The 20,088-nt window shown below is 66.0% G+C and carries 18 protein-coding genes; 13 read left to right on the top strand and 5 right to left on the bottom strand.

All coding sequences use genetic code 11. The features are described from left to right. Positions 1–18 precede the first annotated feature (18 nt). Positions 19–1,077 carry an NAD(P)-dependent alcohol dehydrogenase gene (locus AC5P5X_RS16710; protein WP_062605651.1) on the top strand — a complete coding sequence of 353 codons (1,059 nt, stop codon included), beginning with the start codon at positions 19–21 and terminating at the stop codon, positions 1,075–1,077. A 121-nt stretch (positions 1,078–1,198) separates the two neighbouring features. On the opposite strand, the gene AC5P5X_RS16705 is transcribed toward AC5P5X_RS16710, so the two are convergent. Then, positions 1,199–2,563, bottom strand: a complete 1,365-nt coding sequence (locus AC5P5X_RS16705) for a glutamate--cysteine ligase (RefSeq protein WP_049450587.1) — start codon at positions 2,561–2,563, stop codon at positions 1,199–1,201. Positions 2,564–2,715: 152 nt separating this feature from the next. Here AC5P5X_RS16705 and AC5P5X_RS16700 point away from each other — a divergent pair, with 152 nt between their 5' ends. The 3 genes from AC5P5X_RS16700 (at position 2,716) to AC5P5X_RS16690 (ending at position 5,836) form a co-directional block, all read left to right on the top strand. Beyond that, positions 2,716–3,420 carry a VIT1/CCC1 transporter family protein gene (locus AC5P5X_RS16700; protein ID WP_043034022.1) on the top strand — a complete coding sequence of 235 codons (705 nt, stop codon included), beginning with the start codon at positions 2,716–2,718 and terminating at the stop codon, positions 3,418–3,420. Further along, entirely contained in the window at positions 3,417–4,241 is an 825-nt protein-coding gene (locus tag AC5P5X_RS16695) for a helix-turn-helix transcriptional regulator (protein ID WP_043034020.1), read from the top strand. Before AC5P5X_RS16700 ends, AC5P5X_RS16695 begins: the two co-directional genes overlap by 4 nt. Positions 4,242–4,864: 623 nt before the next feature. Further along, entirely contained in the window at positions 4,865–5,836 is a 972-nt protein-coding gene (locus AC5P5X_RS16690; RefSeq protein ID WP_111189031.1) for an MBL fold metallo-hydrolase, read from the top strand. A 72-nt stretch (positions 5,837–5,908) separates the two neighbouring features. On the opposite strand, the gene yihA is transcribed toward AC5P5X_RS16690, so the two are convergent. Beyond that, complete coding sequence (yihA, locus tag AC5P5X_RS16685; protein ID WP_005411022.1) at positions 5,909–6,511, bottom strand: ribosome biogenesis GTP-binding protein YihA/YsxC; 603 nt, start codon at positions 6,509–6,511, stop codon at positions 5,909–5,911. 156 nt (positions 6,512–6,667) lie between these two features. On the opposite strand from yihA, the gene AC5P5X_RS16680 reads away from it, so the two are divergent. From AC5P5X_RS16680 to AC5P5X_RS16665, 4 genes are all read left to right on the top strand, one after another. After that, positions 6,668–7,468: a c-type cytochrome gene (locus tag AC5P5X_RS16680; protein ID WP_005411023.1), complete on the top strand. Its 801-nt coding sequence runs from the start codon at positions 6,668–6,670 to the stop codon at positions 7,466–7,468. Between the two features lie 106 nt (positions 7,469–7,574). Then, the gene (locus tag AC5P5X_RS16675) at positions 7,575–8,225 is read left to right on the top strand and encodes a thiol:disulfide interchange protein DsbA/DsbL (RefSeq protein ID WP_005411024.1); all 651 of its coding nucleotides are present in this window, start codon (positions 7,575–7,577) and stop codon (positions 8,223–8,225) included. Positions 8,226–8,331: 106 nt separating this feature from the next. Continuing rightward, positions 8,332–9,168, top strand: coding sequence for a thiol:disulfide interchange protein DsbA/DsbL (locus AC5P5X_RS16670; protein ID WP_012481252.1), 837 nt, complete (start codon positions 8,332–8,334; stop codon positions 9,166–9,168). A gap of 53 nt (positions 9,169–9,221) precedes the next feature. Then, on the top strand, positions 9,222–9,959 hold the full coding sequence (locus AC5P5X_RS16665) for an endonuclease/exonuclease/phosphatase family protein (RefSeq protein ID WP_005411026.1): 738 nt from the start codon (positions 9,222–9,224) through the stop codon (positions 9,957–9,959). 109 nt (positions 9,960–10,068) lie between these two features. On the opposite strand, the gene AC5P5X_RS16660 is transcribed toward AC5P5X_RS16665, so the two are convergent. Beyond that, positions 10,069–10,938 carry an EamA family transporter gene (locus tag AC5P5X_RS16660; protein WP_100438132.1) on the bottom strand — a complete coding sequence of 290 codons (870 nt, stop codon included), beginning with the start codon at positions 10,936–10,938 and terminating at the stop codon, positions 10,069–10,071. 72 nt (positions 10,939–11,010) lie between these two features. On the opposite strand from AC5P5X_RS16660, the gene AC5P5X_RS16655 reads away from it, so the two are divergent. From AC5P5X_RS16655 to AC5P5X_RS16640, 4 genes are all read left to right on the top strand, one after another. Beyond that, a complete protein-coding gene (locus AC5P5X_RS16655) occupies positions 11,011–11,493 on the top strand; it encodes an Lrp/AsnC family transcriptional regulator (protein WP_111189030.1) in 483 nt (160 codons plus the stop codon). A gap of 77 nt (positions 11,494–11,570) precedes the next feature. Beyond that, positions 11,571–12,122, top strand: coding sequence for a M23 family metallopeptidase (locus AC5P5X_RS16650; protein WP_100438115.1), 552 nt, complete (start codon positions 11,571–11,573; stop codon positions 12,120–12,122). A 175-nt stretch (positions 12,123–12,297) separates the two neighbouring features. Continuing rightward, positions 12,298–14,457: a ferric-rhodotorulic acid/ferric-coprogen receptor FhuE gene (fhuE, locus tag AC5P5X_RS16645; RefSeq protein ID WP_111189029.1), complete on the top strand. Its 2,160-nt coding sequence runs from the start codon at positions 12,298–12,300 to the stop codon at positions 14,455–14,457. Positions 14,458–14,657: 200 nt separating this feature from the next. Beyond that, positions 14,658–15,092 carry a hypothetical protein gene (locus AC5P5X_RS16640; protein ID WP_223846440.1) on the top strand — a complete coding sequence of 145 codons (435 nt, stop codon included), beginning with the start codon at positions 14,658–14,660 and terminating at the stop codon, positions 15,090–15,092. 44 nt (positions 15,093–15,136) lie between these two features. Here AC5P5X_RS16640 and AC5P5X_RS16635 read toward each other — a convergent pair whose 3' ends face one another. Beyond that, the gene (locus AC5P5X_RS16635; protein WP_049396480.1) at positions 15,137–17,998 is read right to left on the bottom strand and encodes a TonB-dependent receptor plug domain-containing protein; all 2,862 of its coding nucleotides are present in this window, start codon (positions 17,996–17,998) and stop codon (positions 15,137–15,139) included. 629 nt (positions 17,999–18,627) lie between these two features. Between AC5P5X_RS16635 and AC5P5X_RS16630 the strand changes: the two genes are divergently transcribed. Continuing rightward, a complete protein-coding gene (locus tag AC5P5X_RS16630) occupies positions 18,628–19,515 on the top strand; it encodes a hypothetical protein (RefSeq protein ID WP_138970171.1) in 888 nt (295 codons plus the stop codon). Positions 19,516–19,571: 56 nt separating this feature from the next. Here AC5P5X_RS16630 and AC5P5X_RS16625 read toward each other — a convergent pair whose 3' ends face one another. Continuing rightward, positions 19,572–19,979: an ExbD/TolR family protein gene (locus AC5P5X_RS16625; RefSeq protein ID WP_024957020.1), complete on the bottom strand. Its 408-nt coding sequence runs from the start codon at positions 19,977–19,979 to the stop codon at positions 19,572–19,574. Positions 19,980–20,088: the final 109 nt, after the last annotated feature.

The raw sequence follows: 20,088 nt of genomic DNA, 5'->3' as shown, positions 1-20,088 counted from the left end.
CCCTGCCAAGGATTCCCCATGTCCCTCGCCCGTGGTTACGCCGCCCACTCCCATACCGACCCGCTGGTGCCCTTCGAGTTCGAACGCCGCGCGGTCGGCCCGGACGATGTGCGCATCGAGATTCTCTACAGCGGCATCTGCCACTCCGACCTGCACCAGGCCCGCGACGACTGGGGTGGCTCGATCTACCCGATGGTGCCGGGCCACGAGATCATCGGCCGGGTGACCGAAGTCGGCAGCAACGTCACCCGCTTCAAGGTCGGCGACCACGCCGGCGTCGGCTGCATGGTCGACTCCTGCCGCCACTGCGATGCCTGCGAGCACGACCTGGAGCAGTACTGCGCAGAGGGCGCGACCTGGACCTACAACGGCCGTGAACGCGAAAGCGGCGCGCCGACCTACGGCGGCTATTCCGACCACGTGGTGGTCGAACAGCGCTTCGTGGTGAAGGTGTCCGACACCCTCGACCTGAAGGCCGCCGCGCCGCTGCTGTGCGCCGGCATCACCACCTGGTCGCCGCTGCGCCACTGGAAGGTCGGCCCGGGCCAGAAGGTCGGCGTGATCGGCCTCGGTGGCCTCGGCCACATGGGCGTGAAGTTCGCCAAGGCACTCGGCGCGCACGTGGTGATGATCACCACCACGCCGGAAAAGGGTGCCGACGCCAAGCGCCTGGGCGCCGATGAGGTGCTGGTCTCGCGCGATGCCGCGCAGATGAAGGCGCACGCGGGCAGCTTCGACTTCCTGCTCAACACCATCCCTGTTGGCCATGACACCAATCCGTACATGGGCCTGCTCAAGCGTGAAGCCACCATGTGCCTGGTCGGCGTGCTGACCGAACTGGACCCGCCGTTGACCGGTGGCAGCGTGATCTTCGGCCGCAAGCACCTGACCGGATCGGCGATTGGAGGCATGGCTGAAACCCAGGAAATGATGGACTTCTGTGCCGAGCACGGCATCGTCAGCGATGTGGAGATGATCGACATCAAGAACGTCAACGAAGCCTGGGAACGCATGACGAAGAACGATGTGCGCTACCGCTTCGTGATCGACATGGCGACGATGAAGGACGCGGCCTGATCCAGGGCAGATGCGAAAAAGAAAAACCCCGGCAATGCCGGGGTTTTTTTCTGGTAGTGCCGGCCGCTGGCCGGCACCCCCGCCTGGCTGCCGGCCAGCGGCCGGCACTACCGCAATCCACTCAGTACGCGAATTCGCGGAACACCGGATCGACGTCGCCGTGCCAGCGGCCATGGAACAGCGCCAGCTTGCGCTCGGCCGGGGTCAGCCCGGATTCGACGATCTCCTGCAGCACGTCCAGGAACTTGCTCTCGTCCTGGCCGTCGGCATTGCGCGCCGCGCGGCGCTTGAGGCCTTCGACGGAAATCTTCACGGCTTCGCGGGCCAGGTCGCGCACCGTGCCATTGCGGAACGGCAGGTTCATCGCATGCTTCGGCACGCCGTCGCGCAGTGCATGGCGCTCGGCCAGGGTGAAGTCACGCACCAGGTCCCACGCAGCGTCCAGCGCAGCGTCGTCGTACAGCAGCCCGACCCAGAACGCCGGCAGCGCACACAGGCGGCTCCACGGACCACCATCGGCGCCGCGCATTTCCAGGTACTTCTTCAGGCGCACTTCCGGGAACGCGGTGGTCATGTGGTCCGACCAGTCGCGCAGCGTCGGCAGCGCGCCCGGCAGCACCGGCAGCCTGGCCTGCATGAAATCGCGGAAGCTCTGCCCGCTGGCGTCGTGGTAGATGCCATCGCGGTAGGAGAAATACATCGGCACGTCGAGCAGGTAATCGACATAGCGCTCGTAACCGAAGCCATCCTCGAACACGAAGTCGAGCATGCCGGTGCGGTCAGCGTCGGTGTCGGTCCAGATGTGCGAGCGGTAGCTCAGGTAGCCGTTGGGCTTGCCTTCGGTGAACGGCGAATCGGCGAACAGCGCGGTGGCGATCGGCTGCAGCGCCAGCGATACGCGGAACTTCTTCACCATGTCCGCTTCGGTCGCGTAGTCCAGGTTCACCTGTACCGTGCAGGTGCGGGTCATCATGTCCAGGCCGAGCGAACCGACCTTGGGCATGTACGAACGCATGATCTTGTAGCGACCCTTGGGCATCCAGGGCATCTCGTCGCGCTTCCACTTCGGCTGGAAGCCCATGCCGAGGAAACCCAGCTGCAGTTCGCCGGCCACCTGCGCCACTTCGTTGAGGTGGGTGCCGGTCTCCACGCAGGTCTGGTGGATGGTCTCCAGCGCCGCACCGGACAGCTCCAGCTGACCGGCCGGTTCCAGCGTCACCGAGGCGCCATCGCGCAGCAGGGCGATCGTGTTGCCGTTCTCCTGCACCGGCTCCCAGCCGAAGCGGACCAGGCCGTTGAGCAGCGCTTCGATGCCGCGCTCGCCTTCGAAGGTCGGCGGGCGCAGGTCATCCAGGCGGAACCCGAACTTCTCGTGCTCGGTGCCGATGCGCCACTGCGCGCGGGGCTTCTCGCCGGAGGCGATCACCTCCACCAGCTGCGAGCGGTCGGTAATGGGGGTATCGGCGACGTGGCTGGGGCTCGACAAGGGAAAGGCTCGCTGGACGGTGGCGGGGGATGTGGGGCTCGCGGCCTTCCATCGCAAGGGCGCACTATAGCGTGGCACCCCGTTGCGTCATGCGACGGTGACGGGTTTCAGCATCCTACCGACGCCCTCTTGACCCTCGTACACTCAGAGCCATGAGCCGCCATTCACGACACCCCGAACTGCATCGCTCCGAGCGCGTCGGCTGGCTGCGAGCCGCCGTGCTGGGCGCCAACGATGGCATCGTCTCGGTGGCTGGCCTGGTGGTCGGCGTGGCCGCCAGCGGCGCCTCGGCTGCGACCATCCTGGCCACCGGCGTGGCGGGTACCGTGGCCGGCGCGATGTCGATGGCGGCGGGCGAATATGTCTCGGTGCAGACCCAGGCCGACACCGAAGCGGCCGACCTGGCAATGGAAAAGCGCGAGCTGCGCGACGATCCGCACAGCGAACTGGAGGAGCTGGCCGCGATCTACCGCCACCGCGGCCTGGAGCCTGCGCTGGCGCGGCAGGTTGCCGAACAGCTTACCGCCCACGATGCGCTGGGTGCCCACGCCCGCGACGAACTGGGCATCACCGATACCCTGCGCGCCCGTCCGCTGCAGGCAGCGCTGGCCTCGGCCGGTGCGTTCACCTGCGGTGCGGCGCTGCCAGTGATGACCGCCCTGCTGGCGCCGGTCGACAAGGTCGCACTGATGACCACGGCCAGTACCCTGCTCGGCCTGTGTCTGACCGGCGCGGTGGCAGCCCAGGCCGGCGGCGCCCCGCCGGTACGCGGCGCGATCCGGGTGATGTTCTGGGGTGCACTGGCAATGGCCGCCGCTGCAGGCGTCGGTCGCCTGTTCGGCGCCCCGGTGACATGACCGGCATGCTGCCGCCAGTTACCGCACTGCTGGCCGAGATGGCCAGTCTGGCCGGCTGCGCACGCGCCGAAGGTTATGCGTGCATCACCGCGCGGCGCGAACATGGCGCCAGCTCGGTGGAGATTCCGCAACCGCAGTTCGCGATCCTGCTGGAAGGCCGCAAGCAGGTGCGTACCGCGCACCAGTCGCTGGAGTTCATCCCCGGCGACATCCTGCTGCTGACCCAGCGCTGCCGCATCGATGTAGTCAACACCCCCGACCCACGCAGTGGCCGCTACCTCAGCGCCATCGTGCCGCTGTGTGCCGAAGTGCTGGCGGCCGCTCGCACGCTGTGGAGCGAGGAGCTTCCCGCGCCAGGCCAGGTGATGGCGCGACTGCCGTTGATCGATCATGGCGCGGTGCTGCGCCAGTGGCGGCAATCGCTGCAGGACGGTCGTTACAGCGAAGCGCGGCTGGCCCTGGCCTCGCTGGTACTGACCTTGTGCCGGCAGGGCCACGGCAACCTGCTGCTGCCGCAGGCACCGAGCCTGGGCGAACAGATCCGCGACCGCATCGCCGCCGAACCAGCACGCGACTGGCAATCGCGCGATGTGGAAGAACAGTTCGCGTTGAGCGGCGCGACACTGCGCCGCCGTCTTGCCGCCGAGGACACCAGCCTGCGCCAGCTGCTCACCGAGGCACGGCTGGCGCATGGCATGCAGCTGCTCTACACGACGGACCTGCCGTTGAAGACCGTGGCAGCGCGCGCGGGCTACCGGTCTGCGGCGAGTTTCAGCAAGCGCTTCGCCGAGCAGTACGGACTGGCTCCCACAGACATTTGAGGGGGTTCGGCAGGGCTTGCAGCCCTGCACCTGCAGAGGCAACGGCAACAGCGAAAGCAACAGCAACAGCGGCTATCCGTGGGAGGGCGGGACGGTGTGGGTGGGCAGGACACGCCGTAAACCCATCCATGGGGGCTCGATGGCGCCATCCATGGCGCCAACGGTCCTGCCCACCCACACCGCCCCACCTCTGACAGATCTTCGCGACTGTTGGTAGGTGTCGACCTTGGTCGACACATCTGTCAGATATCGAATGAAACTCTGGGGTCAGATCCGTTTTCCTGCGGAAAACGGATCTGACCCCACGAGCTGACAGATCGCGGAAAACTGTCGAAGGCGGGGTGGGTCCGGTTGCGGGAGTGTCCGCGGCATGGATGCCGCGGCCAAGCCCCCATGGACGGGTTTACGGCGTCTCCCGCAACCGGACCCACCCCGCCATCCCACAGGAAACCAGTTTTTGACGTTGCTTTGGCTGCGGCCGTTGCCTCTGCGGGTGCAGGGCGCAGCCCTGCAGACAACACCCCTTCCCTGAGCATTCCGCGCAGTGGTTTGAGCGCCGTGCACACGTCGGCCACGGCACGCTATGCGGCAACGGAACCGCCCGTCATCCACCGAGAACCGCCATGACCCTGCGTCCCCTGCCGCTGCGCGGCGCCCTGCTGCTGGCCCTGTCGTCCCTGCCGCTGGTCGCGCTGGCCGAGGCCACTTCGCCCGCCCCCACCCAGCAGGTGCCTGGTGTCTATCACCAGCGCATCGGTGCGCTGCAGGTCACCGCCCTGTTCGACGGCGTGGTCGCGCTCGGCCGGCAGGAAGTGGTGGACGTGCCGCCGACGCTGGTCAGCCGCCTGCTGGAAGGCCGTTACGTGCCGGAAGACAAGAAGGGCCTGCAGACCGCGATCAATGCGTTCCTGATCCGCCAGGGCAACCACCTGACCCTGGTCGACACCGGCACCGCGCAGTGCTTTGGCCCCGGCCTGGGCCAGGTGCTGGGCAATCTGCGCGCCTCCGGCGTCGACCCGGCCGAGGTGGATGAGGTGCTGCTGACCCACGCCCATCCGGACCACCTGTGCGGCGTACTCGACGCGCAGGGCAAGCCGGCCTATCCCAATGCCACGGTGTGGCTGTCCAAGGCCGATGCCGATTACTGGCTCAACCCGGCCAGCGAGGGCACCGTGCCAAAGGGCGTGCGCTTCGCCTTCCCGCTGGCACGCAATGCGGTCACGCCATACCAGGCCAGCGGCCACCTGCGCACCTTCAGCCCCGGCGACGCCCTGCCCGGCGGCGCGGTGGCGATGGACACCCATGGCCATACCCCCGGCCATGTCTCCTACCGGTTCGACAGCCAGGGCCAGTCACTGCTGGTGTGGGGCGATGTGCTGCACTTCCACGCGGTGCAGTTCGCGCATCCGGAAGCGGCATTCGAGGCGGATTCGGACCGCAAGGCGGCCATCGCCAGCCGGCGGGCGCTGTTGCAGCAGGCCACCGCCAACGGCTGGTGGGTGGCCGGTGCGCACCTGCCGTTCCCCGGCCTGGGCCATGTGCGTGGCGAGGGTAAGGCCTATGCGTGGGTGCCGGCGGAGTATTCGCCGTTGTGAGGGTGTGCCGACCAAGGTCGGCACCCACCGATCGGGTAGCGCCCGGCTGCCAGCCGGGCGACCGGAAATGCCTTATTCCAGCCCCAGCCAGCCGCCGATCACGCCGCGGGCTTCGTCCACGCCGGTACGGTCTTCGCCGGAGAACACCTGCACGCTGACGCTGTCGCCGTAGGCCGATTGCAGTTCCTTGCGCACCTTCTGCAGGGACTGCATCTGCTGGCTGCGGCTGAGCTTGTCGGCCTTGGTCAGGAGGGCGTGCGCCGGCAGGCCGCGCTGCACGGCGTAGGACAGCATCTGCCGGTCGTAGTCCTTCAGCGGATGGCGGATGTCCATCACCACCACCAGCCCCTTCAGGGCTTCGCGGGTGCGGAAATACTTGTCGATGAAGGCCTGCCAGTGCGCCTGCAGGTCCAGCGGCACCTTTGCATAGCCATAACCTGGCAGGTCGACCAGATGCGCTTCCGGGGTGACCTGGAAGAACACCAGCTGCTGGGTACGGCCAGGGGTCTTGGAGACACGGGCCAGGGCGTTCTGGCGGGTCAGCGCGTTCAGCGCACTGGACTTGCCGGCGTTGGAGCGGCCGGCGAAGGCCACTTCGGCCCCTTCGTCGGGCGGCAGTTGCCGCACGTTGTGGGCCGAAAGGTGGTAACGGGCGCGTTCGATGAGCAATGACATGTGCCTAGGATCGCATGTTGCGGCGCCGCGCGCCCGTGCCGGCGGCCCCTGCGGGCATTTTGCTGCACTGCTGCGTTGACCGTGCGCGGAAACGGCGTTGATAATCCGGGCGATGCCGGCGGCCACCGCCCGGCCCGGTCCATACGGAGCTTCAGCATGCGCCACGCTCGCGTTCTTGCCGTATCCGCCCTTGCCACTGCTGTAGTCGTTGCCGCTGCTGCGTTCGCGCAGACCACGTTGACCCCGCTGCCCGACAACGGGCCGATCAACACCGCCTCGCTGGAGGTGGATTTCAGCAAGACCCACTGGGGCGATGCCAAGGCCGGCCAGACCAAGGCCTCGGCCTGCGCGGCCTGCCATGGCGCCGACGGCAATTCCACGGTGGAGATGTACCCGTCCATCGCCGGCCAGAGCGAACGCTACGTCGCCCAGCAGATGGCCCTGATCGCCAATGGGCAGCGCAGCTCCGGTGCGGCGGTGGCGATGGTGCCGTTCGTGCAGAATCTCACCCCGCAGGACATGCGCGACATCGGCGCGTTCTTCGCCACGCAGAAGGCCACCGCCGGCATCGCCGATGACACGGCAGTCACCGACGGCCCGTACAAGGGCATGAAGTTCTACGAGATCGGCCAGCAGCTGTACCGTGGCGGCGACGCCAAGCGCGGCCTGCCGGCCTGCATGGCGTGCCACGGCCCCAGCGGTGCCGGTAATCCGGGTCCGGCCTATCCGCACATCGGTGGTCAGCACGCCAGCTATGTCGCGCGCCGCCTGCAGGAATACCAGGCCGGCCAGACCAACGAGACCGACAAGGCCCACTTCCAGATCATGGCGACAGTCGCGCAGAAGCTGAGCGAGCAGGAGGTGCAGGCGCTGTCGAGCTACCTGCAGGGCCTGCACAACAAGGCCGACGATGTGGCCACTGCCCCCCCGTCGGCGCAACCGGCTGCCGCCCCCTGACCACCACTGGTCGGCCCGGGCCGCCACCACGGCCCGCGCCTGCGGTATGTTTCCTTCACGCCGGCGACCGCGCCGGCGTTGCTTTTTTCAACGGAGATGCGTGTCGATGAGGTTGATTTCCCGCCTGCTGTTGTCCGTGCTGGTGCTGCTGCCGCTGGCAGCCTGCGCCGCTACCCCCGCCAATGCCCCGCTGGTCGAGGGCAAAGACTACGAGCGCATCGCCCAGCCGGGCCCGTTCCAGCCGCTGGCCGGCAAGATCGAGGTGGTCGAGGTCTTCGGCTACACCTGCCCGCATTGCGCCCACTTCGAACCGCAGCTGGAAGCCTGGGCGGCCAAGCTGCCGGCCGACGTGCGCTTCACCCCGGTCCCGGCTGCCTTCGGTGGCGCCTGGGATGCCTGGGCACTGGCCTACTACGCCGCCGACGAGGTCGGCGTGGCCAAGCGCAGCCACGCTGCCGTGTTCAAGGCCCTGCACGAGCAGGGATCGCTGCCGATGCAGAACGTCTCGGCCGATGAGCTAGCCACCTTCTACAAGGCGTATGGCGTGACCCCGGACCGTTACCTCCAGGCCCTGCGTGGCGACGCCGTACAGAAGAAGGTCGATGCCGCGCGCGCGTTCGCCCAGCGCACCAGGATCCCGGGGACCCCGGCGCTGATCATCAACGGCCAGTACCTGGTGCGTGGCAACAGCTTCGACGACCAGCTGCGCATCGCCTCGGCGCTGATCGCCCAGGCCCGCGCTGCCCGCGGCCGCTGAACCAACACACACCACCGACACGGCGCTGTCGCCGCCGCATGTCATCATTTCCCTCTGGCCGGCGCCTGGCGCCGGCCCCACCATTCCAGATGCTGGAGACGTTTCCATGAAGATCCGTTACGCCCTCGCCCTCGCAGCGCTGCTGCCGATCCTGGCTGCCTGCAAGGCTGATGACGGCAGCACCAACACCACTGCGGCCCCGGCCGAACCGGCTGCAGCACCGGCAGCCACCACCGAACCGGCTGCTGCGCCGGCGGCGGGCAGCGAAGGCGCCGCGCCGGCTGCCGCTGAAGGCGAGAAGGCCCCGGCCGAAACTGCTCCGGCCACCGCACCGGCCCCGACCACCGCCGCACTGACCGGCCCGGCCCCGGTGGAAGGTGCCGACTACCAGGTGATCCCGAACGGCCAGCCGTTCCAGCCGGCCACCGGCAAGATCGAAGTGACCGAGATCTTCGGCTACGTCTGCCCGGCCTGCGCCGCATTCCAGCCGCTGGTCGGCCCGTGGAAGGCCGGCCTGCCGAGCGACGTGAACTTCGTCTACGTGCCGGCCATGTTCGGCGGCACCTGGGATGACTACGCCCGTGCCTTCTACGCCGCGCAGACCCTGGGCGTGCAGGAGAAGACCCACGAAGCGCTGTACGCCGCCATCCACTCGCAGAAGACCCTGAAGGGCGAGCGCGGCCGTGATTCGGTCGAAGACATCGCCAAGTTCTACGGTGCCTACGGCGTGGATCCGAAGCAGTTCGCCGCCACCATGGGCAGCTTCGCGGTGAATGCCAAGACCAACTCGGCCAAGCAGTTCGCGCAGCGCAGCCAGATCAGCGGCACCCCATCGATCATCGTCAACGGCAAGTACCTGGTGAAGGGCAAGAGCTTCCCGGACATGCTGCGCATCGCCGACCACCTGATCGCCCGCGAACGCGGTGCGGCCCAGGCTCACTGATCCAAGAGAAGCGTTTCCCGGCCGTGAATTCCCCCCGTACACGGACCCTGCGCTTGCTGACGGCCAACATCCAGGCCGGCTCAAGTACCCGCCGCTACAGCGACTATGTGACCCGCAGCTGGTCACATGCGCTGCCGGCGGGTCGCAAGCGCAGCAGCCTTGACGCGATCGCCACCTTGGCGCGCGACCATGACATCGTCGGCCTGCAGGAGGCCGACCCGGGCAGCCTGCGCTCGGGCTTCACCAACCAGACCCACTATTTGGCCCAGCGCGCCGGCTTCAATTACTGGAGCCACCAGCCGAACCGGCGCATGGGTGGGGTCGCCTCCAGCGCCAACGGCCTGTTGAGCAAGCTGGAACCGGTTGAAGTGCAGGATCACGCCCTGCCCGGCCGCATCGGCGGGCGCGGCGTGCTGCTGGCCAAGTTCGGCGATGGCGCCGATGGCCTGGCGGTGGCTGTGGCCCATCTGTCGCTGGGCGCGGGATCGCGGATGTCGCAGCTGGGCTTCATCGCCGAGCTGTTGTCCGACCACCCCAACGCGGTGCTGATGGGCGACTTCAACTGCCTGGCCGAGCGCCCGGAAATGCAGGTGCTGTACCAGAAGACCCGGCTGCAGCCCCCGGGCTGCATCGTGCCGACCTTCCCCAGCTGGCGCCCGGACCGCGCCATCGACCACATCCTGGTCAGCAGCGGCCTGCAGACCCGCACCGTGGAAGCCGTACCGGCCGCGTTCTCCGATCACCTCGCCCTGGCGATGCAGATCGACGTCCCGGCCGACGCCCTGCGCTGACTCGCCGTTACGGTAGGTGCGGACCGTTGGTCCGCACGCTCTGCGCCGGGCGCCGCCCGGCGCCCCCTAAATCGGGGCACAAACGACTTAATCCCCTCCGTCCCCTTTTTCAGGCGGTGACGGGTGCCTTCAACCGCCGCGCGGTCATCGTGCTGCCCACCGAGGCCAACACCGTGCAGCCGATCGCCAGCCACTGCAGCCCGTGCAGGTGCTCGTGCAGCAACAGCATCGCCCACAGCGCGGCCACCGCCGGCTCCATGCTGATCAGGATGCCGAAGGTCTCCTTCGGCAGGCGCTTGAGCGCCATCATTTCCAGCGACATCGGGATCGCGCTGGACACCAGTGCCACCAGCAGGCCCGCCGCCAGGATCTTCGGGTCGAGCAGCGCCGCACCGGCATGCACCACGCCCACCGGTACCACCACCAGAGACGCCGCCAGCAGCCCCAGCGAGACCGAGTGCCCGGCATGCAGATGACCGGCACGCTTGCCGAACACGATGTACAGGCCCCAGCAGGCCGCAGCGCCCATCGCGTACAGCACGCCGGCCGGGTCCAGCGCGGGGCCACCGCCGATCGGCAGCAGCAACAGCAGCCCCACCGCCGCGCAGCCTACCCAGAGGAAATCGATCGGACGTCGTGATGACAGCATCGCCACCGTCAGCGGCCCGGTGAACTCGATGGCCACCGCGATGCCGAAGGGAATGGTGCGCAGGGCCATGTAGAACAGCAGGTTCATCAGGCCCAGGGTGAGCCCGTAGCGCAGGATGGTGATGGCATCCGGGCGGCTGGTCTTCCAGCGCCATGGCCGCCAGAACAGCAGCAGCAAGAGCGCTGAAAAGCCCACGCGCAGCGCGCTCGTGCCCTGCGCACCGATCAGCGGGAACAGGTGTTTTGCGTAGGAGGTGCCGATGGCCAGCGAGGTGACCGAGCCGAGCACCGCCAGCGCCGGCAACATCGGCGCGAGTCGTGAGGTCTGCATGCGCAAAGTCTATTGCGCCGGCGCCGAGCACTTGGCTCAATTGACAGCCTGTTCGTGCAACTTCTGCTCGCCATGGCCATCGCTCCCGTGCTCGACAGCTTCGACCGCGCCATCCTCGACCTCCTGCAGCGGAATAACACCCTGCCGCAGCGCGAAATCGCCGAGGCCGTGCACCTGTCCACGCCGGCCGTGCAACGCCGCATCAAGCGCCTGCAGGACAGTGGCGTGATCGCCGCCAACGTGGCGGTCGTCGCCGCAGCCAGGATCGGTCGGCCGCTGACCATCATCGTCGAGGTGCGCGTGGTCAGCGAGCAGCGCGAACGCGTGGCGCCGTTCAAGCGACGCGTGCAGGACGACCCTGCGGTACAGCAGTGCTACTCGATCACCGGCGATGGCGATTTCCTGCTGCTGCTTTCGGCCGCGTCGATGGAAGAATACGAGGCGATCACCGAGCGGGTGTTCGGCAGCGATGACAACATCGAACGCTTCCGCACATCGGTGGCACTGGGCACGCTGAAGCGGAGTTTCGAGGTGCCGCTGCTGCCTGTGCCGTAGCATCGAGCCATGCTCGACGGCTTTGGGGCCGCAAGGCAACAGCAGTCGAGCATGGCTCGACTCTACAATCGAAAACCATGAGCACAACGCCCTCCCCCGCCCGTCGCCTGCGCCGCTGGTTGCTGCGCGGCCTGTGGCTGGCCATTGCCCTCGTTGCGGCGATGGCGCTATGGAACAGCCCGTGGGCGGCCGCGCCAAAGATGCTGTGGGCACTCTCGCGGATGCCGCCGGCCACCGAACTTCCGGTGCCGGTGGAGGGCGTCCGTCCCCGGCAGATCGCCGATACGTTCGGCGCTCCGCGCGGCCGTGACCGCTCCCACGCCGGCATCGACATCTTCGCCAGGCGTGGCACACCGGTGCGCAGCGCCACGGCCGGTGTCATCGCGGATGTCAGCGAACGCGGGCTCGGCGGGCGCCAGGTCTGGGTGATCGGGCCGGCGCGCGAACGCTACTACTACGCCCACCTGGACGACTGGGCCGAAGGCCTGGCACGCGGCCAGGTGGTGCAGCCCGGCGATCTGCTCGGGCATGTCGGCGACAGTGGCAACGCCAAGGGCACTCCGCCGCACCTGCACTGGGGCATCTACGGCACCGACGGCGCGCGCGATCCACTCCCGCTGCTGCGCTGACCCAGCCCACACCCGGATCATCGGGTCGATTCGCTCATGATTTGTAAATGGGAATAGTTCGTATTACCATTTCTTTCGTTTTCGGTGGTGCCAGGACGGCCTGCCCGTCCGTTTCCCACCCGTAGCGCCTCGCCTCTGGATGCCGGCCGGGCGCGCGTGCTCGTCCAGGACCCCCATGACCCGTTCCGTCTTCCGTACGCCGCAGCCACAACGGCTGTCCGTTGCCGTGCTCGCCGTTCTCTGCGCCGTGGCCCCGGCCGCCTTCGCCGAAACCGCCGCCGATCCGACCAACCTCGACAAGGTGGTGGTGAAGGGTGAACGCGCCGAAGGCTATTCGGTGCGCCGCACCTCGGCCGGTACCCGCTTCGACCTGGCCCCGCGCGAGATCCCGCAGTCGATCAGCATCATCAGCCACCAGCGCATCGAAGATCAGAACCTCGACGACATCATCGACGTGCTGGCCAACACCACCGGCGTGACCAGCACCCAGTCCGACAGCGAACGCACCGAGTTCTACGCGCGCGGTTTCTACATCGATGCCTACCAGTTCGATGGCCTGCCGACGCAGATGGTGCAGAACTGGAGCTACGGTGATTCCGGCCTGGACCTGGCGCTGTACGACCGCGTGGAAGTAGTGCGTGGTGCCACCGGCCTGCTCAGTGGTGCCGGCAATCCGTCCGCGTCGGTGAACCTGATCCGCAAGCATGCCGACAGCGCCGAACTGACCGGCAGCGTCTCGGTGAACGTCGGTAGCTGGGGCCGCACCCGCACCACGGTGGACGTGGGCAGTGCGCTGAACGCCAGCGGCACCGTGCGCGGCCGCGTGATTGGCAGCTACCTGGACACCGACGGCCAGATGGATCGCTACAACCAGCGCAAGACGCTGGGCTATGCGGTCATCGACGCCGACCTGACCCCGGACACCCAGCTGAGCGTGGGCTACGACTACCAGCAGAAGCGCGCCAACGGCGCGACCTGGGGCGGCTTCCCGATGCTGTACTCCGATGGCTCGCGCACCGGCTATGACGAATCGTTCAACGCCAGCCCGAACTGGACCTACTGGGACACCACCAGCAAGCGCGCGTTCGCCACCCTGCAGCACGCCTTCAGCAATGGCTGGAAGTTCAAGGTCGGTGCCACGCACGATGAGACCAAGGCCGACGACAAGCTGTTCTACCCGGCATACAACGACTGGACCACGGGCGCATCGAACTTCGACAGAACCAACGGCACGGGCATCTCGCCTTCCGCGGGTTTCTACAACACTGAGCGCAAGGTCACCGGTGTTGATGGCTACGTTGACGGTCCGTTCCAGCTGTTCGGCCGCGAGCACCAGTTCATGGCCGGACTGAGCTACAACAAGCGCGACTATGCCAACTACGGCGACTACCAGGTCGGTGGCGCCGGCAAGACCTGGGACCCGTTCACCAGCTACCTGCACTGGACCGGCAACATCAGCGAGCCGAACTGGAACCCGCTGGCACTGGCCAGCCAGGGCACCATCACCCAGAAGGCCGGTTACGCCGCCGCACGCCTGTCACTGGCCGATCCGTTGAAGCTGATCATCGGCGCCCGCTACACCGACTGGAAGAGCGAAGGCGAAGGCGCCGACCGCGCACACAAGGTCACCACGCCGTATGCAGGGCTGGTGTTCGACATCAACGATACGTACTCGACCTACGCCAGCTACACCGAGATCTTCCAGCCGCAGACGCTGAAGGATCGCGACGGCAGCTATCTCGATCCGGTCGATGGCAAGAGCTACGAGGTGGGCGTCAAGAGGGCATGGTTCGACAACCGCCTGAATGCCTCGCTGGCGCTTTTCCGCATCGAACAGGACAACGTCGGCCAAGCCACCGGCGAGCCGGTGCAGGGCAGCCCGAACGAGTTCGCCTATCGCGCCGCACGCGGCACCGTCAGCCGTGGCTTCGAGTTCGAGGTGAACGGTGAACTGGCACCGGGCTGGAATGCCACCTTCGGCGCCTCGCGCTACGTGGCCAAGGACATCAACGACGCCGACATCAACACCAACCTGCCGCAGACCGCCCTGAAGCTTTTCACCAGCTACACCCCGCAGTCGCTGCAGGAACTGACCGTCGGTGGCGGTGCCAACTGGCAGAACCGCATCTACTACGCGGTGCCTGCCTACGGCCGCATCGAGCAGAGTGGCTATGCACTGGTCAGCGCCTTCGTGCGCTACCGCATCTCGCCGGAGTTCAGCGTGCAGGCCAACCTCAACAACCTGCTGGCCAAGAAGTACCTGTCGCAGATCAACGGCTACGGTGCGTATGGCGATGGCCGCAACGGCTCGCTGACGTTCACCTGGTCGTTCTGATCCAACCGGCTTTGTAGCGTCGAGCCATGCCCGACTCGGCCACAGAGGGCAGTCGAGCACGGCTCGACTCTACAACGGGGACGCTCAGCGCCCTCGTTGCGGCGGCGCCCCGGCAGGTGTAGCGTCGCGGACACGGTGGCCTGCAGCTTCGACCCGTGCCATCCGGACACCTTGCGCCTCCCCTTCAAGGACGACCGGCCATGCGCACCCGCACGAAACTCGGTCTCTCGCTCATGGCCCTGTTCTCGTCGCCACCGCTGATGATCGGCACCGGCAACGGCTACTTCATCCTGCTTCTGCTGATCGGCCTGCCCGCCGCCATCCTGTCCTGGTTCGATCTGGGCCGTGAACTGCGTGCCATCCCCAGCCCCACCCGTACCGAGCGAGCGCTCGGCCTGGCAATGGGCGTTCCGCAGGTGCTGTTCGGGCTGTTGTGTGCGGTCATAGGCCTGCTGTTGGTTGCCTGGATCCTTTACAACCTGCTGATCGAGCACCAATCGCAGTTCCGCATCCCGTCACTGCCCGCCTTCGCGGCTGGGCCGATGATGATCGTGGTCGGGCTGGGTTGGGCGCGCACAGCCTTCCGCCGCGCGGCCCTTGAGCAGGACGCCCCGGAACAGGACATTCCGGATTGATGCCTGATGACCGGTGCCGGGAAATGCCCGGCACCGGTCCCTCATCAGAACCGCAGATCCGCGCGCAGGTACCAGTAGCGGCCACGCGGGATGTCGTAGGTCGAAGCGTCGTAGCCGTTCAACGAGCACGACAGGCAGATCGGCGGATCCTTGTCGAACACGTTGTTCAGGCCGGCCGTCAGCTGCAGCCCCTTCATCCAGTCGATCTTGTAGCCCACCTGCATGTCGTGGAAGGTGGTGGCCGACAGCGTGTTGGTGCCCGCTGCCTGGTTGCTGCACACCGGGAAGGCCGCGGCATCGCCACAGTTCTCGGTCAGCTCGGAAATGTGCCGCACCGTCCAGTTGGCGCTCCAGCGGTCCATCGTCCAGCCGATGCTGGCATTGCTGGTCCACTCCGGAATCGAGCTGTCGGCCACTTCCACGCCCGGCTTCTGCGGCTGCTTCTGCCCGGCCGCGCCGGTGGCCTCGTAACGGCCGACGAAGGTGTTCTTCCACGCCAGCTTGAACTGGCCGATGGAGGTCTGCGGCAGGGTCCAGAACAGATCCACGTCCCAGCCGTCGGTCTTGATCGAACCCAGGTTGGTCAGGCGGTTGTTGAAGCTGCTGACCGCACCGGTGCTGGCACGGGTGATGCCATCGCAGTAGATCGGGTCCAGCGTATCCACGCACAGGTCCAGCTGGGTCTGCGCGTTGATCGCCTGGATCGCACCATCGATGGCGTGGCGGTAGAAGGTCACTTCCACGTCGAAGCGCTCCGACCACGACGCATTGTTGCCGAACCATGGGCTCCACACGAAGCCGGCGCTGAAGCTGCGCGAGCGTTCCGGCTCCAGCTCACGGTTGCCGCCGGTGGTCACCGAGATCTGCGAGTTGGCCTGCTGGAAGCCGGCCGGCACGCCCAGCGCGGCACAGTTGGCGGCGCTGCCACGCGGCGGAGTGCCGCCCAGACCCACCGAGCACGGGTCGAACAGCTGCAGGTCGGCACGCGCCGCCGAGCCGTACAGTTCACCGATCGACGGTGCGCGGAAGCCCTCGGCGTAGGTGGTGCGCAGCACGAAGTCATCGGTCACCTGCCAGCGCAGGCCGTACTTGGGCGTGAATTCACCACCAAAGGTGGAGTAGTCCGAATAGCGGCCGGCCAGGCTCAGGTCCAGCTTCTTGCCGAACGAGGAATCGGCGAAGATCGGCACGCTCAACTCCAGGTAGGCCTCGTTGACGTCGTAGGAACCGGAGGTCGGCTGCGACGGCACGCCGTTGTAGTGGCCGATCACTGTCAGCGGATCGGGCTGGTAGGAGCCCTTGTACTTGCGGTACTCGAAGCCGGTGGCGAAGGATACCGGACCGGCCGGCAGCGAGAACAGCTCGCTGGACAGGTTGGCGGTGAACAGGCTCAGTTCGTTCTGGCTGCGGTCGCGCACCACCGGCTGGATCCACTTCAGCATGTCCGGGGTGATCGAACCGACGCCGCCGAAGATGTTCAACGGCACGCAGCCCGGCGTGGCCGCACAGACGGACGGATCGCCCAGCGCCATGTTCACCTTGTAGATGTCATAGCTGCCGTAGTTGGTCTGTTCGGCCTTGTTCTTGCTGTACATGCCGTTGACATCCCAGTACCAGCTGCGGTCGGCGGCATGGAAGTCACCGACCAGGCCGGTGGCGAAGTAAGTGGTGTCCACTTTCTGCTTGAACACGCGCGCACCGCCTTCCACCGGGCGACGACCGATCAGGCTCATGTTGTCACCGGAAACCAGATCGAAGCCGAACGGGTTGTACGGATTCAGGCGCGAGACCACGATGTTGTCGGCCAGCGGATTGCCGGTCGCGCCATCGGGGCCGAAGAACAGCGGCTCCGGGCCGGCCTGGTTGGTCGACTCACGACGGTTGCCCAGTGCCTTGACGTACCACTGCACGTTGTCGGTGATGTCGAAGCGGAACTGACCGAACAGGCCTTTGCGCTCCGACGGCGTCAGCACCATGTTGTATTCGGCGAAGTTGAAGCGGTCGGCGGTGGTGAAGCAGTGGTAGTCATCCGTGCGGCTGCAGCCGGCGCTGCCGTCGTAGCGCGGATTGCTCACGCCGGTATTGGGCACGATGTTCTGCACCGCACCGGTGTTCGGGTCGGTGAACATGAAACGGCCCTGCGGAATGCCACCGCTGCCGAACGCCAGGCCGGTGCCGGGAATCGGGAAGCGCGACTGCTCGCGGTCCTTGGCGAATACCGGATCCTGCTTGGTCCAGCTGGCGCCCAGGAACAGGCTGAAGCGGTCGCCACTCTTGCCCCAGGCCAGGTCCACGCCCTTCTGCGTGCCGTCGCCCTTGCTGTACTCGCCGTAGTTCAGCGTCACCTGCCCACCATCGAAGTCACGGCGGGTGATGATGTTGACCACGCCGGCAATGGCATCGGAGCCGTACAGCGACGACGCGCCATCTTCCAGCACCTCGATGCGCTCGACGATGGCCAGCGGAATGGTATTGAGATCGGTAGCCGAGCCGACGCCGGAGGCGGACGACTCATTGACCCAGCGGATGCCATCGACCAGCACCAGCACGCGCTTGGCCCCCAGGTGGCGCAGATCGACCTGCGCCGAGCCGGCACCCACGCCACTGCCATCGGGCGGGAAACCGAAGTTGCCGGACGAGTTGAACTTGGCGTTGAGCGCCGAACCGGAACCGGTGAGCTGCTGCAGCACTTCGCCGATCGAGGTCAGGCCGGTGCGTTCGATGTCACCGCGCGTCAATGTCTGGATCGGCACCTGGCCTTCGACTTCAGCGCGCTTGATGCGGGTACCGGTCACTTCCACCGCATCGAGGTTGGTGGTGGATTGCGCAGCGGCACCCAACGGTGCCAGGGCCGTCACGCACAGCGCAACGGCAACCGCCAACGGGCGGTGATGCAGGTGAATCATTCGCTCTCTCTCCAAAGGAATGTCGGGACATGGACTGCCGCGCTCCCCCCTGCGTGGCGGCAGCGTCTCCTTTGTAAACAAGTGGTAAAAATCACGGCGTGATGATCGACACTATTTCACGCGGAATTGACGCAATTGCAGGCCGATTACGTCAGATAGCTGCAGGTTATGACCGGACGATACTGTTCGCTGCGAACGTCGTTAATGCCAGGTGCGACAGCCGTTTCCCGGCTTTCCCGCAATTGGACAAGTGCTCTTGCCGATCCGTCCAACGACAATGCGCCTTCGCCATCGGCAGCATGATGATCGCCGTTGCCATCGGTTGACGGTGTCGATCAGATCGCTTTCTAGCTGGAACTCATACCAAGATGGTGAGTAACCCGTAGGGAGGAGCTCTTGCAATGATGGACTGCAGATCGCCGGGATCACCGTGCGAACGTGAGGCACTCAATGTCTGCTCTTTCGGATCCTGCCATCTCGATGACAGAGCTACATGCATCGACTAGCTTGAACCTACGGAGCAAATTCAGACAACATTTAGGAACAGTTTGAAAACTGCTCGTCAAACGGATTTTCGGGGCCGACCAAGGTGAGACTGAGAACCCCAGTCATTCTCATGAGGCTCAATTGTGAAAACAATCACCGTCATGATCCATGTCGCGATTGTCACGGCATTGCTTCTGTCCCCGGCAAGCGAATCGAGAGCGGGGGGCCTGATTGAATGCAACAACTGTGCATCTCCCAAGGATGCAGCCCTGATGTCAGGCTCCGGGTTGGCGGTTGTAATGGACTTCGAAAAAGCCCGACTGAGCGCCTTCGAAGTTGAATATGATCGCGAGATCAGAAAGTGGCGCGCACTTTCGACACCGGTTCCCGCACAGATTCAAATGGCCTTCCTACGAATTCTGGATGCGACGTCAGCCTTTCGAGCGTCACCTGAAGAGGCCCACGCGATGGCAGGAGGCGGATCAGTAGTCGTGCTGCATCCAGACAACCCCGGAAACACCAATGGAGTGAGGTTTCCCGAGTCTTACAAGTCCTCCAATACCTTCGACATCGTCGCCTCAGCCACACTGAGAACCAGACTTGGCCAGTATCTAGCCACAGAACTGGCAGGAGCCAATACGGGAAGCCCAACCTGGAACAGCATTGCGCTCTCGATTCAACAAGCGGCCCTGAACTGGGCAGGTCTCAAAGGTGGCGGATCCATAGCAATAATGATCACATGGCGTGACGGGTCAAAGACGCTTTATCGAGTAACACCCGACAACGTGGCCGAAGCCAAGTATCAGAAGGGCGAAAGTCGCGACAGCACAGGCAACAAGGTTCCTGACGAATCCATCGCCGACCCGATCTCCGCCCCTTCGTACGCCGGACAATACTATTTCGGCCAGCATCGTGACCTGGACAACTGGGTCAGATCCGCACAGATGTATGGAGTCCCCGTCCAGCGCGGAAGCAGCAGCCGCATCTCGTGCAGTTGGGATGGTCGCACAGTCTACTGCCAGCAATACTGACACCCACATCCGCCGCTCATGTCGCAATCTCCCCATGAGCGGCGGTTTAGATAGCCCTACCGCACGAACGCAATGCGCTCCATACCGGTGGCCTCGGCAGCGGCCAGAATCCGCGCCATGCCTTCGTACTCGGCCGCCGGATCGGTGGCGATGCGCAGCTCCGGCAGGTTGCCGGCATGTTCGCCCACCTGTGCCTGCAGGCGCACCTGCAGATCGCCAATGGCCATCGGCTGGCCATTCCAGCTGAGCTGGTTGCCAGCGTCCAGGCTCAGCTCGATCGGCGGTGGCGGTTCGGGGCGATCGATCGTGCGATCGGTGGCCTGTGGCAGCTGCACGGCAATCGGCCGGGCCACGATCGGCGCGGTCACGATGAAGATGATCAACAGCACCAGCATCACATCCACCAGTGGCGTGACATTGATGTCCGCCAGCGGGCCGCTTCTTCCTGCGCTACTGAACGCCATGTGCCGCTCCGTGCAGCCGGGCCGTTCGCCCAAGGCCGACAGTACGTCGCCTTCCGTCACCTGCGGCAGTGCCTGTACGGGTTCGTTCAGCTGTCGTTGCCGACGCCCG

The sequence above is a fragment of the Stenotrophomonas sp. YJH_SMC_91 genome, from assembly GCF_059368495.1.
The sequence above is the reverse complement of the archived record's forward strand: the minus strand, read 5'-3'. Positions and strand labels throughout refer to the sequence as shown.

Bases quoted from the DNA above. Each gene is read 5' to 3' on its own strand.
- AC5P5X_RS16670 (WP_012481252.1), top strand. From the start codon at position 8,332: ATGAAGATCCGTTACGCCCTCGCCCTCGCAGCGCTGCTGCCGATCCTG.
- fhuE (WP_111189029.1), top strand. From the start codon at position 12,298: ATGACCCGTTCCGTCTTCCGTACGCCGCAGCCACAACGGCTGTCCGTT.
- AC5P5X_RS16690 (WP_111189031.1), top strand. From the start codon at position 4,865: ATGACCCTGCGTCCCCTGCCGCTGCGCGGCGCCCTGCTGCTGGCCCTG.
- AC5P5X_RS16640 (WP_223846440.1), top strand. From the start codon at position 14,658: ATGCGCACCCGCACGAAACTCGGTCTCTCGCTCATGGCCCTGTTCTCG.
- AC5P5X_RS16635 (WP_049396480.1), bottom strand. From the start codon at position 17,998: ATGATTCACCTGCATCACCGCCCGTTGGCGGTTGCCGTTGCGCTGTGC.
- AC5P5X_RS16710 (WP_062605651.1), top strand. From the start codon at position 19: ATGTCCCTCGCCCGTGGTTACGCCGCCCACTCCCATACCGACCCGCTG.
- AC5P5X_RS16675 (WP_005411024.1), top strand. From the start codon at position 7,575: ATGAGGTTGATTTCCCGCCTGCTGTTGTCCGTGCTGGTGCTGCTGCCG.
- AC5P5X_RS16625 (WP_024957020.1), bottom strand. From the start codon at position 19,979: ATGGCGTTCAGTAGCGCAGGAAGAAGCGGCCCGCTGGCGGACATCAAT.
- AC5P5X_RS16680 (WP_005411023.1), top strand. From the start codon at position 6,668: ATGCGCCACGCTCGCGTTCTTGCCGTATCCGCCCTTGCCACTGCTGTA.
- yihA (WP_005411022.1), bottom strand. From the start codon at position 6,511: ATGTCATTGCTCATCGAACGCGCCCGTTACCACCTTTCGGCCCACAAC.
- AC5P5X_RS16650 (WP_100438115.1), top strand. From the start codon at position 11,571: ATGAGCACAACGCCCTCCCCCGCCCGTCGCCTGCGCCGCTGGTTGCTG.
- AC5P5X_RS16695 (WP_043034020.1), top strand. From the start codon at position 3,417: ATGACCGGCATGCTGCCGCCAGTTACCGCACTGCTGGCCGAGATGGCC.
- AC5P5X_RS16660 (WP_100438132.1), bottom strand. From the start codon at position 10,938: ATGCAGACCTCACGACTCGCGCCGATGTTGCCGGCGCTGGCGGTGCTC.
- AC5P5X_RS16655 (WP_111189030.1), top strand. From the start codon at position 11,011: ATGGCCATCGCTCCCGTGCTCGACAGCTTCGACCGCGCCATCCTCGAC.
- AC5P5X_RS16700 (WP_043034022.1), top strand. From the start codon at position 2,716: ATGAGCCGCCATTCACGACACCCCGAACTGCATCGCTCCGAGCGCGTC.